The sequence below is a fragment of the Pseudomonas sp. TH49 genome, assembly GCF_016650625.1.
Lineage (GTDB): Bacteria > Pseudomonadota > Gammaproteobacteria > Pseudomonadales > Pseudomonadaceae > Aquipseudomonas > Aquipseudomonas fluorescens_H.
The window spans coordinates 1,052,783-1,066,010 of sequence record NZ_JAEKFL010000001.1 but is presented as its reverse complement, the minus strand read 5'-3'; the positions used below and the strand labels follow the sequence as shown (position 1 = coordinate 1,066,010).

Here is a 13,228-nt window from a genome sequence, read left to right as displayed (position 1 = left end):
TATTCTTTGGGGGTGCTCCATGCAGTTGTGGCGACGCAGTATTCAATGGCAGCTGATTCTCAGCATGGGCACCGCCCTGCTGGTCGGTATCCTGATCGTGGTTGGCATTTATACCCTGGTGGTCAACCGCCTCGCCCAGAGCTATCTGGTCGAACAAGCGCTGCCGTCGAGCATCGAAGCGACGCGCAACGACATCGAACGCATCCTCGTCCAGCCCCTGACTGCCGCCAAAGACATCGCCAGCAACAGCATGGTGCGCGACTGGCTGGCCTCGGGAGAAGACAGCAGCAAAACGGCGGCCTTCGCGCAGTATCTGGAAGGCATCCGCGCCGAACATAAAGCCTTCACCGCGTTGATCATCGGCACCGACTCCAACCACTACATCACCGAAAAAGGCCTGGATCGCACCCTCAGTCGGGCCAAACCGGCCGATGCCTGGTTCTATGCCTTCCTCGACAGCAACCAGCCGCGCACTCTGAACATCGATAACGATGGCGCCACCGGAGAATTGGCGCTGTTCATCGACTTGAAGGTCGAGCAGGCCGGCAAAGTGGTCGGCGTCGCGGGGCTGGGTCTGAGCATGAAAGAGCTGTCGGAGCTGATCCACAACTTCAGCTTTGGCGAGCGCGGCAAGGTCTATCTCGTGCGTTCCGACGGTTTGATCCAGGTCCATCCCGAGGCGCAGTTCAGTGGCAAGCGCACCCTCACGGAGCAGATCGGTGCGTCGGCGGCGCAAGCGGTCATGGGTCAAAAAGTTGCCGCTAACAGTTCCTTCCAGCGCGATGGCGAAGACTTCCTCGCCTTCAGCCTGCCGCTGCGCGATCTGGGCTGGACGCTGGTGGCCGAAGTGCCGCAGGCGCAGATCTACGCCGAAGCCCGCAAGGCGATGTGGATGAGCGGCGGCATCGGTCTGGCGGTGGCACTGGTGTGCCTGGCGCTGGTGGTGTGGCTGGCCCAAGGGTTGGTGCGACCGATTCGTCAGGTAACAGCCGCGCTGGTAGCAATCGGTAGCGGCGGTGGAGATTTGACCCATCGGTTAGATTCCAGCCGCGCCGATGAACTGGGCGATCTCGCGCGCGGCTTCAACCGCTTTCTCGACAGCCAGCGCGGGATGATCGGCGAAGTGCTGACCACCAGCGAGCGCCTGCGCACCGCCGTCGGCCAAGTAGCGAAAGTCGTCGAGAACACCGCCGAACGCTCCGGCCGTCAGCAGGAAATGACCGACATGGTCGCCACGGCGGTGCACGAGATGGGCCTGACCGTGCAGGAAATCGCGCAGAACGCCGGCAACGCCGCCCTCGCTTCACAAACTGCTCGTGATGAAGCAATGCAGGCGCGGGAAGTGGTCGGTGGCTCGATCCGCCATATCGAAAGCATGTCCGACGAGATTGGCCTGGCGGCCGGCGCGGTGGGTGAGCTGGCGCATCAGGTGGCGTCGATCGATTCGGTGCTGGCGGTGATTCGCGGGGTGTCCGAGCAGACCAACTTGCTGGCGCTCAACGCGGCGATTGAAGCGGCGCGGGCTGGAGACATGGGCCGCGGATTTGCCGTGGTGGCGGATGAAGTGCGCACCTTGGCGCGCAGGACGCAGGCGTCCACCGACGAGATCCAGCAGATGATCGGCAGCCTCAAACAAGGCGCAGAGAATGCCGTGTCATCGATGCGCACCGGGCAGGCGGCGACCGGCACCGGGGTTGCGTCGAGCCAGCGTACCGGCGCGTCGTTGACCGCGATTACCGGGCAGGTCGAGCGCATCAGCGACATGAACCATCAAGTGGCCACGGCCACGGAAGAGCAATCGGCAGTGACTGAGGAGATCAACCGCAATGTGCAGGGGATTTCCGATCTGGCCCGGGCCACGGCGGGGGAGGTTCGCGCCTGTCGCGAGGATTGTCAGATGTTGCAGAAGCTGGCGGATGATCTGGCGCGGCAGATGGGTGGGTTCAAGCTGTCCTGATGTGTTGTCAGTTCGGGCCTCTTCGCGGGCAAGCCCGCTCCCACAGGTCTTGTGACAGGTCACTTAATATGTGAGCACCACAGGACCCTGTGGGAGCGGGCTTGCCCGCGAAGACGGCATCAGCAGCGACAAAAAATCCGGATCAGAACCACGCATCCTGCATCGCCAGACACGTATCATCCCGCACCTCCAGCAACGCCAGCTCATGCTGACAACCCGGCACTTCCCATGTCAGGAAGTACCGCGCCGCCTGCAACTTGCCCTTATAGAAGTCGGCATCCGCCGCATTGCCCTTGGCCAAGCCTTCCTCCGCGCGAATCGCCTGCTCCAGCCAGCGCCAGCCAATCACCGTGTGCCCGAATACTTTCAGGTACAGCGCCGAATTTGCCAGGCTGCTGTTGACCTTGCCCTGTGCCAGATCAGTCAGCAAACCAATGGTCACCGTTTGCAGGCGAGCCACCAATTGCTCCAGTGGCTCACGCAGTGCGGTCAACGATTCGTACGCGGTCGCGCGCTCGGCAGTGTTGGCGATCAGGCGGATCAGTTGCTTGAGCCCAGCGCCGCCGTTCTGCGCCAGTTTGCGTCCGAGCAAGTCCAGCGACTGAATCCCGTGGGTGCCTTCGTGGATCGGGTTCAGACGGTTGTCGCGGTAATACTGCTCGACCGGGTATTCGCGGGTGTAGCCATGGCCGCCGAGAATCTGGATCGCCAGTTCGTTGGCCTTCAGGCAGAACTCCGACGGCCAGGATTTGACGATCGGCGTCAGCAAGTCCAGCAGCTCGTGGGCCTGTTTGCGCTCTGCTTCGGTTTCCAGCGTGGTGGTGTCATCGAACAGCCGCGCCGCGTACAGACCGAGGTCAAAGGCCCCTTCGACGTAGGATTTTTGCGTCAGCAGCATGCGTCTGACGTCCGCGTGCTGAATGATCGCTACCGGTGCGGTGCTCGGATCCTTGCTGTCCGGCACCCGACCCTGCGGGCGTTCGCGGGCGTATTCCAGCGAGTACAGGTAACCGGCGTAGCCGAGCATCACCGCACCCATGCCGACGCCGATCCGCGCCTCGTTCATCATCTGGAACATGTAGCTCAAGCCATGGTGCGGCTTGCCCACCAGATAGCCGACACACTCGCCGTTATCGCCGAAGTTCAGCGCGGTGGAAGTGGTGCCACGCCAGCCCATCTTGTGGAACAGCCCGGCCAGCAGCACATCGTTGCGCTGGCCGAGGCTGCCGTCATCATTGACCAGAAACTTCGGCACGATGAACAGCGAAATCCCCTTCACCCCCGGCGGCGCGTCCGGCAGTTTGGCCAGAACCATGTGCACTATGTTTTCCGACAGCGGGTGATCGCCACCGGAAATGAAGATCTTGTTGCCCTTGAGCCGATAAGTGCCGTCAGACGCCGGCTCGGCGCGGGTACGAATATCCGACAGGGACGAGCCGGCATGCGGTTCAGTCAGGGCCATGGTGCCGAAGAAGCGACCGTCGATCATCGGTTGCAGGAAACGCTGTTTCTGCTCGTCGCTGCCAAAACTTTCGATCAGGTTGGCCGCGCCCATGGTCAGAAACGGGTAGGAAGTGGTCGCCGCGTTCGCTGATTGAAAGTGGGCAAAGCAGGCTTGCGACAGCAGCGTCGGCAGTTGCATGCCGCCGGCTTCGAAGCTTCGCGCGGCATTGAGGAAACCCGCCTCGAGGAACGCGTCCACCGCCGGTTTGACTTCGGGAATCAGAATCGCCTGGCCGTTCTCGTAGCGCGGCTCGTTCTCGTCGCCCTTGCGGTTGTGCGGCGCGAAGTATTTCTCGGCGATGCTGCGCGCGGTGCCGATGGCCGCGTCAAAGGTCTCGCGGTTGTGTTCGGCAAAGCGCTCACGCCGGGTCAGGCCCTCGGCATCGAGGACTTCGTACAGCTCGAAAGCCAGATTGCGGGAACTGAGCAGCGTCTCGGACATGGCGGCCTACCTGAAAATGGGGGTTGGGCCGAGTCTAGGCTTGCTGATAAAGGCTGAACAGGATGATTGATAACGGTGATGTCAGGGCCGAGCACCGACTTAACAAATACCCCAAAACAACTGTGGGAGCGGGCTTGCTCGCGAATGCGGTGGATCAGTCACTGGAGATGTCGACTGACACAACGCTTTCGCGAGCAAGCCCGCTCCCACATTGGGATTTGATTGTCAGGCAACCATCGCGGTTGCCTGACTTCTCGGGTTTAACCGATAGTCATCAAGCTCGCATTACCCCCCGCCGCCGCGGTGTTGACGCTCAACGCCCGCTCAATCACCAGACGCTCCAGCGCGATGTTGGTCTCGCCCTGGGACAAGCCCTGAACGCCAACGATCGCACCAGCACGTTTGGCAATCTGCTGGCAGACACCACGCAACTGGTCGGAATGACCGTGATGCAGTACGGCATCAAACACCACTTCATCCTTGTGCCAGTCGGCAACCCGTTTGATCCGCGCCTGAACTTCCTTCGGCAGGCGTGCGAACAAGGCCTTGCTGATGTCGGATTCCGGCCATACCGCCGAACCGCCGACAGCCAATACCGCCGCCAGTTGGGTCAGCAGATCGCCTTCGACGTCCGCCAGGCACAGCACGTGTTCACGCGGCAGGATCGCGTAGCTGTTCTTCTCGCCGGTCGGGCCGGCCAGCACGCGGGTGATGCCGCTTTGCGATTGCGCGGCGTACTGCACGCACAGTGTGCTCAGTTCGGCGTACTGGTTGCTCTCGGCCCAGGCCTTGAAGGCGTTCAGCGGTTTGCTCATGGCATCACGCAGACGCACGTCCGGGGCGACGGCTGCATCACCGCGAGCGAAGGATTGTTCGATCGCGTCAGTAGGACGGGTCGACAGCAAGCGGTACAGGTACAGCGGACCACCGGCTTTCGGGCCAGTCCCCGACAGGCCTTCGCCGCCGAATGGCTGCACACCGACCACGGCACCGACGATGTTGCGGTTGACGTAGACGTTACCGGCGTTGACGTTGTCGATCACCTTGGCGATGGTTTCGTCGATGCGGGTGTGCACGCCGAGGGTCAGGCCATAACCGGAGGCATTGATCTGGCCGATCAACTGGTCGATGTCCTTGCGCTTGTAGCGCACCACGTGCAGCACTGGACCGAAGATCTCGCGTTGCAACTCGTCGAAGCTTTCCAGCTCGATCAGGGTCGGCATGACGAAGGTGCCGCGTTTGACTTCTTCGCTGTCGGCGATAGCCACCTGGTACACGCTGCGACCTTTATCGCGCATGGCCTGGATGTGCTTGTCGATACCGGCCTTGGCTTCGGCGTCGATCACCGGGCCAATGTCCACGGACAGACGCTCAGGGTTGCCGAGACGGCTTTCCGCCATCGCGCCTTTGAGCATTTCGATGACGCGATCTGCGGAATCTTCCTGCAAGCACAGTACGCGCAGTGCCGAGCAACGCTGACCGGCGCTGTCGAAAGCCGAGGACACCACGTCGATCACCACTTGTTCGGTCAGTGCCGAAGAATCGACGATCATCGCGTTCTGCCCGCCGGTTTCGGCGATCAATGGAATCGGACGGCCTTGGCTGTCGAGGCGCCCCGCGATATTGCGTTGCAGCAGGCGCGCAACTTCGGTGGAGCCGGTGAACATCACGCCTTTGACGCGCTCATCACCGACCAGACCGGCACCGACGGTTTCACCGCGACCCGGCAGCAGTTGCAGCACGCCTTCGGGAATCCCGGCTTCCAGCAGCAGGCGCACGGCTTGCGCGGCGACCAGCGGAGTCTGCTCAGCCGGTTTGGCCAGCACCGGGTTACCGGCGGCCAGTGCGGCAGCGACCTGACCACTGAAGATGGCCAGCGGGAAGTTCCACGGGCTGATGCACACCACCGGGCCCAGTGGGCGGTGGGCGTCATTGCTGAAATCGTTGCGCGCCTGCACTGCGTAGTAACGCAGGAAGTCGACCGCTTCGCGGACTTCGGCGATGGCGTTGGCGAAGGTCTTGCCGGCTTCACGGGCCAGCAGGCCCATCAGTGGCTGGATCTCGCCTTCCATCAAGTCAGCGGCACGCTCCAGAATCGCCGCGCGCTCGGCCGGCGGGGTGGCCTGCCAGATCGGTGCGGCGTTAAGGGCGCACTGGATCGCGTTGTTGACATCTTCGACGGTGGCTTCCTGCACGTGACCGACCACATCGCGGTGATCCGCCGGGTTCAGCACCGGTGCCGGCGCTTCGTTGCTGGAAGCGCAACCGAGCATCGGCGCGGCTTTCCAGTCGTTGTGCGCGGTGGCGAGCAGGGCGCAGGACAGCGAGGCCAGACGATGTTCGTTGGCCATGTCGATGCCGCTGGAGTTGGCGCGCTCGGAGCCATACAGGTCACGCGGCAGCGGAATGCGTGGGTGCGGCAGGCCGAAACCACCTTCCACGGTCGCCATCTGCTCGATCTGGGCCACCGGATCGGCCACCAGTTCCTGAATCGAAATCGACTGGTCGGCGATGCGGTTGACGAACGAAGTGTTGGCGCCGTTTTCCAGCAGACGACGTACCAGGTACGCCAACAGGGTTTCGTGAGTACCGACCGGTGCGTACACGCGGCACGGACGGTTCAGCTTGCCTTCGGACACTTTGCCGACAACTTGCTCGTAAAGCGGTTCGCCCATGCCGTGCAGGCACTGGAATTCGTACTGGCCCGGGTAATAGTTCTGACCGGCAATGTGATAAATCGCCGACAGGGTGTGGGCGTTGTGCGTGGCGAACTGCGGGTAGATGACTTCCGGCACCGCCAGCAGTTTGCGGGCGCAGGCAATGTAGGAAACGTCGGTGTACACCTTGCGGGTGTAGACCGGATAGCCTTCCAGGCCTTCGACCTGGGCGCGCTTGATTTCGCTGTCCCAGTACGCGCCTTTCACCAGACGGATCATCAGGCGATGACGGCTGCGGCGGGCCAGATCGATCACGTAGTCGATCACGTACGGGCAACGCTTCTGATAAGCCTGAATCACGAAACCGATGCCGTTCCAGCCGGTCAGTTGCGGCTCGAAGCACAGGCGCTCGAGCAGATCCAGCGACAGCTCCAGGCGGTCGGCTTCTTCGGCGTCGATGTTCAGACCGATGTCGTATTGCTTGGCCAGCAGGGTCAGCGACAGCAGGCGCGGGTACAGCTCATCCATCACGCGCTCGTACTGCGCACGGCTGTAACGCGGGTGCAGGGCCGAGAGCTTGATGGAAATGCCCGGGCCTTCATAAATCCCACGACCGTGGGAGGCTTTGCCGATCGAGTGGATGGCTTGTTCGTACGACGCCAGGTACTTCTGCGCGTCGTGTTCGGTCAGCGCCGCTTCACCGAGCATGTCGTAGGAATAACGGAAGCCCTTGGCTTCGAACTTGCTCGCGTTGGCCAGTGCTTCGGCGATGGTTTCGCCGGTGACGAACTGCTCGCCCATCAGGCGCATGGCCATGTCGACGCCCTTGCGGATCATCGGCTCGCCGCTCTTGCCGATGATCCGGCTCAGCGACGAAGTCAGGCCGGCTTCGTTGTGGGTCGACACCAGTTTGCCGGTCAGCAGCAGACCCCAGGTCGCGGCGTTGACGAACAACGACGGGCTGTTGCCTAGGTGCGGCTGCCAGTTGCCGGTGCTGATCTTGTCGCGGATCAGTGCATCGCGAGTGCCCTTGTCCGGGATGCGCAGCAGCGCTTCGGCCAGGCACATCAGGGCCACGCCTTCCTGGGACGACAGGGAAAATTCCTGCAGCAGGCCCTGAACAATGCCTGCACGACCCCCGGCACTTTTCTGGTTACGCAGTTTTTCCGCAATGGACGCGGCGAGTTTGTTGGTGGCTTCGGCCATCGGTGCCGGGAGGCGCGCCTGCTCGATCAGCATCGGCACCACTTCCGGCTCTGGGCGACGGTAAGCGGCGGTGATCGAAGCGCGCAGTACCGATTGCGGCAGGATGCTTTCAGCGAATTCGAGGAAGCACTGGTGGGCGTGATCGTTCTGGACTTCACCGGCGTCGTCGGCGTCCTTGGTGGTCAAACCGTTCAGCTCGGTCAGGGTTGCACCACCCTCGAGTTTTTCCAGGTAATTGAAAATTGCCTGCTTGATCAGCCAGTGCGGTGTGCGATCAATCGAGGTCGCGGCAGCCTTCAGGCGCTCGCGGGTCGGGTCATCGAGTTTGACCCCAAGGGTGGTGGTAGCCATATTTTTATCCTCATGGTTGCCACAGTTGCGTGGCATCAGCTGGCGGCAAGATTAGCCGTGCGTCGAGTGAGGTGCAACCGGGTGCAACCCTTTTTTTGTCGGAAAAATAAACGCTTCGTCAGGAATTATTTTCTGGTACTGAAGTGCCGCTCTGGCTTGGTGCTTTTGCTTCTAGCGAAGCGCCTGCACTGCGCTAAAAGGGAGCAAAAACCGCGTATTTATCGGTATATCCGATTAGGTGCAACTTAATTTCCAGAAACTGGTTGCACCTTTTTTGCTTTGTTGCATAGCATTCGCGCCCAAGGTGCAACCGGGAATACCCGGAGCATCGGCTGGTGGCTTTCCTGGGGAAACATCAGTCCTAAATGCGCGGGATCCCGTTTCGTCTGCCAAACGTCGTCGTTTGTGGACGATCAATCACCGCTGCAACATAAAAACAAAGCCAGGGCGTAACTTAATGAGCGTAAGCAATCCAACACTGATCACCTTCGTGATCTACATCGCAGCAATGGTGCTGATCGGCTTCATGGCCTATCGCTCCACCAACAACCTCTCTGATTACATTCTTGGCGGCCGCAGCCTGGGCAGCGTCGTGACGGCTCTGTCCGCCGGTGCTTCCGACATGAGCGGCTGGTTGCTGATGGGCCTGCCGGGTGCCATCTACATGTCCGGTCTGTCGGAAAGCTGGATCGCCATCGGCCTGATCGTCGGCGCCTACCTGAACTGGCTGTTTGTCGCCGGCCGTCTGCGCGTGCAGACCGAGCACAACGGCGATGCCCTGACCCTGCCGGACTACTTCTCCAGCCGTTTCGAAGACAAAAGCGGTCTGCTGCGCATCATCTCGGCGATCGTGATTCTGGTGTTCTTCACCATTTACTGCGCATCCGGCATCGTGGCCGGCGCCCGTCTGTTCGAAAGCACCTTCGGCATGTCCTACGAGACGGCGCTGTGGGCCGGTGCGGCGGCGACGATTGCCTACACCTTCGTCGGCGGTTTCCTCGCGGTGAGCTGGACCGATACCGTACAAGCCACGTTGATGATTTTCGCGCTGCTGCTGACGCCGATCATCGTGCTGCTGGCCACCGGCGGCGTCGATACCACGTTCCTGGCCATCGAAGCCCAGGATCCAAGCAACTTCGACATGCTCAAGGGCACCACCTTCATCGGCATCATCTCGCTGATGGGCTGGGGTCTGGGTTACTTCGGTCAGCCGCACATCCTTGCGCGTTTCATGGCGGCTGACTCGGTGAAGTCAATTGCCAACGCCCGTCGCATCTCCATGACCTGGATGATCCTGTGCCTGGGCGGCACCGTCGCCGTGGGCTTCTTCGGCATCGCCTACTTCTCGGCGCACCCGGAAGTGGCCGGTCCCGTGACCGAGAACCACGAGCGGGTGTTCATCGAACTGGCGAAAATCCTCTTCAACCCGTGGGTTGCCGGTGTCTTGCTGTCGGCGATTCTCGCGGCTGTGATGAGCACCTTGAGCTGCCAGTTGCTGGTGTGCTCGAGCGCCCTCACCGAAGACTTCTACAAAACCTTCCTGCGCAAATCCGCCTCCCAGGTTGAGCTGGTCTGGGTCGGCCGCGCGATGGTGTTGCTGGTGGCACTGATTGCTATCGCCATGGCCGCCAACCCGGAAAACCGCGTGTTGGGCCTGGTGTCCTACGCCTGGGCCGGTTTCGGTGCCGCGTTCGGTCCAGTGGTGCTGATCTCGGTGATCTGGAAAGACATGACCCGCAACGGCGCGCTGGCCGGCATTCTGGTCGGCGCCATCACCGTGGTGGTGTGGAAGCATTTCGAGGTGATGGGGCTGTACGAAATCATCCCGGGCTTCATCTTCGCCAGTCTGGCGATCTACATCGTCAGCAAGCTCGGCGCGCCGACCGCTGGCATGGTGCAGCGCTTCCAGGCAGCGGAAAAGGATTTCCACCTGAACAAGTGATGCACTGAGCTGCGGCTCACAGGAAAACGGCCCGCTTCCTACAAGGAGGCGGGCCGTTTTTTTATGCCTGCAATATCCCTGACTCAGCATAGATCCCCTGTGGGAGCGGGCTTGCTCGCGAATGCGGTGGGTCAAATGAAATCAATGTCGACTGACACGGCCCTTTCGCGAGCAAGCCCGCTCCCACAGTTGTTCGGTGGTGATTTTGAGAGGGTTGTCTGTAGTCGGATACACCGATTTGCGAAGGCTTTTTCGCCAGAAAAAGTAGGGCAAATCTGATTTTCCCGTCACCCAACCAACACCCCTTGCCCCTCATGCAGAATCGCCCGCCCTCATTCTGCAGAGAGACATCGGATGTTCGCGCCTGCCAATCAACCGCGTTTTACGTTGACCCTCGAAGGCGCCCAGCATGACCTCAAAGTCCTTGAGTTCACGGGCAAGGAAGCCATCAGCCAACCCTTTCGTTTCGAGCTGGAGCTGGTCAGTGAGCGCCCCGATCTGGATCTCGAAAGTCTGCTGCACTGTCAGGCGTTTCTTGGCTTCGATGCCGATGGCAGTGGCATTCACGGTCAGATTTATCGGGTCGGGCAGGGCGATTCCGGGAAACGTCTGACGCGCTATCACCTGAGCCTGGTTCCGCGTCTGACCTACCTCGGTCACCGCATCAACCAGCGGATTTTTCAGCATCAGACGGTTCCGCAGATCGTCGCGCAGATCCTCAAGGATCACGCAATCCTGCGCGATGCCTTCGAGTTCCGCCTCGGCAGCGATTACCCGGTGCGTGAATATTGTGTGCAGTACGCCGAGAGCGATCTGGCGTTCATTCAGCGGCTATGTGCCGAGGTGGGTATTCATTACCACTTTCAGCACAGCCCGGATGGACATGTGCTGGTGTTCGGCGACGATCAAACGGTGTTCCCGCGCCTGGCCGAGCCGACGCTGTATTTGCCGGGCAGCGGCATGGCGTCGACGGCGCCGGCTATCAAGCGCTTCAACGTCCGGGTGGAGACTCGCACCAGCGTGGTGACCCGGCGCGACTACAACTTCGAAAAGCCGCGACTGCAACTGCAAAGCCGCAGCGACAGTGAGCAGCGCCCGGTGCTCGAGGACTATCACTTTCCCGGCCAATTCAACGATCGAGAAACCGGCAGGCAACTGGCGCAACGCATGCTGGAAAGGCATGTTGCCGACTACCGTCAGGCTGAGGGCATCAGCGACGTATCCGCACTGGTTTGCGGACATTTCCTGCAACTGAGCGAGCATCCACGCCAGGACTGGAATGACCTGTGGCTGCTCACCGCCATCGAGCACCGTGGGCGACAACCGCAAGTGCTGGAGGAATCGGTCACCAGCGACGGGGAAGAATTCCAGGGTTACCGTAATACCTTTCTTGCCACGCCGTGGGAGGTGTTCTTTCGCCCGGCGTTGGGGCCGGAAAAACCGCGCATGCCCGGCTATCAACCGGCCGTGGTCACCGGGCCGCAAGACACGGAAATCCACTGCGACGAGTACGGCCGGGTCAAGGTGCAACTGGCTTGGGATCGTGACGGCGAGCTCAACGAGCATTCCAGTTGCTGGCTGCGCGTCGCCACGGGTTGGGCGCATGACCATTACGGCAGCGTGCTGATCCCAAGGGTCGGCATGGAAGTGCTGGTCGGTTTCATCGACGCTGATGCCGACAAACCGTTGGTGATGGGTTGCCTGCCAAACGCCGCAACTCCGGTTCCGCTGGACCTGCCCGCCGACCAGACCCGCAGCATCTTTCGCAGCCAGAGCAGTCCCGGTGGCGGCGGTTACAACGAGCTGCGCATCGAGGACAAAAAGGGCGCCGAAGAAATCTACCTGCGCGCCCAGCGCAACTGGACTCAGCATGTACTGCACGACCAACAGGTTCAGGTCGACAACCAGCGCAGCATTATCGTCACCGGACTTGCCAGCCATGAACTCAAGGCTGACGAGCAGCGCATTACCCACGGTCAGCGCCAGACCGAAGTGAAACAGGATGATCACCTGACGGTGGTCGGTGATCGGCATATTCGCGTGAGCAATCAGGCCACCAGTGCCAGCGGACAAGTCCACCTCAGCGCCGGCCAGCAAGTGGTGATCGACGGCGGCGCGAGCGCGACGATTCAGGCGGGCGGGCAGTGGATCAACATCGGCCCCGGCGGGATTTTCAGTAGCGTACCCATCCAGGTCGGTGGCGCGCCGATGGCCGCGATGAGCGCGGCACCGAGTGTGCCGGGACTGCCGGCGAAACTTGCAGCGGCACCGGCGGCCATGCTCACCGCCGCACAAATCATGAGCTTCAAAGGTGATGCGCCATTCTGCGAAGAGTGCGAACGCTGCAAGGACGGTGTCTGTGCAGCCTGAGTGCCTCACGCCTTCAGAGTGGCTGGCGCGTGAGCCGTTGAAATCTTCGGAGCAACTGTTCGCGGTCTTGAGTAACGCCAGCGACGCCAGGCCTCCGTTGGTTGCACCGAGCCCGATCTGGGCTGACACGATCTACGCCGAGTGGGACGCGGTGATGCCCTTCGTGGGAATTGTCGCGGCGGACAGTGAGTTTCTCGATTGGGTAGCCTCTACCGAGTCTCGCGATTGGGGTTGGCTGGCGGTGTCTTCCGCGAGCCTGGAAGTGCTGGTCGAGCATTTTTGCAGCCTGACTCAGGTGCTGATGCCGGATGGCAAAGCGGTGTTTTTTCGCTTCTGGGATGGGCGGTTTTTGTTGCCGATCCTGCAGTCCGATGAAGTGCAATCGGCGCAGTTGATGCCAGTGATCTCGCGCGGCTTGATCAATGGACAGGCCGTGGATATCGGGGGCAGGGCGCAGGTTTCAGGGCGGGTGTTTCCCTGGTGGAAAGTGCCTGAGTCAGTGCTGGCTTCAGCAGGGAATTCAGTCCGGATCGGTAATACGCTGCAGTGGCTGAGCGAGGAGCATCCGGCGCTGCATGAGGCGTTTCCCGAGGCTGTGTTGCGCTGCAAGGTTCGGCAGTTTTTTCAGATTTCAGCGTCGGAAGAATCGTCGCCATCGGTGCTGTTGACGTATTTGCAGGACGAAGCAGAATGAAATTTCCGGGCGAAGTCCTCGGAAATTTCCCGCGAGTTGCGGCGGATTTCATGAACTGGTGGGCGGTGGGTTGCGGGGATAGTCTTTTCGTTGTCACCGCGAGAGT

6 protein-coding genes and 1 pseudogene are annotated in these 13,228 nt (G+C 61.2%); 5 read left to right on the top strand and 2 right to left on the bottom strand.

What is annotated here, in order from left to right:
• Positions 1–19 precede the first annotated feature (19 nt).
• Positions 20–1,090: pseudogene (locus JFU48_RS30475) on the top strand (HAMP domain-containing protein); the annotation flags it as partial.
• 21 nt (positions 1,091–1,111) lie between these two features.
• Complete coding sequence (locus tag JFU48_RS30470; protein WP_446739773.1) at positions 1,112–1,957, top strand: methyl-accepting chemotaxis protein; 846 nt, start codon at positions 1,112–1,114, stop codon at positions 1,955–1,957.
• A 142-nt stretch (positions 1,958–2,099) separates the two neighbouring features.
• Here JFU48_RS30470 and JFU48_RS04850 read toward each other — a convergent pair whose 3' ends face one another.
• Entirely contained in the window at positions 2,100–3,902 is a 1,803-nt protein-coding gene (locus tag JFU48_RS04850; protein ID WP_201135978.1) for an acyl-CoA dehydrogenase, read from the bottom strand.
• A 260-nt stretch (positions 3,903–4,162) separates the two neighbouring features.
• Positions 4,163–8,116: a trifunctional transcriptional regulator/proline dehydrogenase/L-glutamate gamma-semialdehyde dehydrogenase gene (gene putA, locus JFU48_RS04845; RefSeq protein WP_201135977.1), complete on the bottom strand. Its 3,954-nt coding sequence runs from the start codon at positions 8,114–8,116 to the stop codon at positions 4,163–4,165.
• A 457-nt stretch (positions 8,117–8,573) separates the two neighbouring features.
• On the opposite strand from putA, the gene putP reads away from it, so the two are divergent.
• The 3 genes from putP to JFU48_RS04830 all read left to right on the top strand — a co-directional run bounded on the left by putP (position 8,574) and on the right by JFU48_RS04830 (position 13,122).
• Positions 8,574–10,058, top strand: coding sequence for a sodium/proline symporter PutP (putP, locus tag JFU48_RS04840; RefSeq protein WP_003220979.1), 1,485 nt, complete (start codon positions 8,574–8,576; stop codon positions 10,056–10,058).
• A gap of 354 nt (positions 10,059–10,412) precedes the next feature.
• Positions 10,413–12,428, top strand: coding sequence for a type VI secretion system Vgr family protein (locus JFU48_RS04835; protein ID WP_201135976.1), 2,016 nt, complete (start codon positions 10,413–10,415; stop codon positions 12,426–12,428).
• Positions 12,418–13,122 (top strand): DUF4123 domain-containing protein, encoded by a 705-nt coding sequence (locus tag JFU48_RS04830; protein WP_201135975.1) that lies wholly within the window; start codon positions 12,418–12,420, stop codon positions 13,120–13,122. Before JFU48_RS04835 ends, JFU48_RS04830 begins: the two co-directional genes overlap by 11 nt.
• The last annotated feature ends 106 nt before the right edge of the window (positions 13,123–13,228 follow it).

Bases quoted from the DNA above. Each gene is read 5' to 3' on its own strand.
- putA (WP_201135977.1), bottom strand. From the start codon at position 8,116: ATGGCTACCACCACCCTTGGGGTCAAACTCGATGACCCGACCCGCGAG.
- JFU48_RS04835 (WP_201135976.1), top strand. From the start codon at position 10,413: ATGTTCGCGCCTGCCAATCAACCGCGTTTTACGTTGACCCTCGAAGGC.
- JFU48_RS04850 (WP_201135978.1), bottom strand. From the start codon at position 3,902: ATGTCCGAGACGCTGCTCAGTTCCCGCAATCTGGCTTTCGAGCTGTAC.
- JFU48_RS30470 (WP_446739773.1), top strand. From the start codon at position 1,112: ATGATCGGCGAAGTGCTGACCACCAGCGAGCGCCTGCGCACCGCCGTC.
- putP (WP_003220979.1), top strand. From the start codon at position 8,574: ATGAGCGTAAGCAATCCAACACTGATCACCTTCGTGATCTACATCGCA.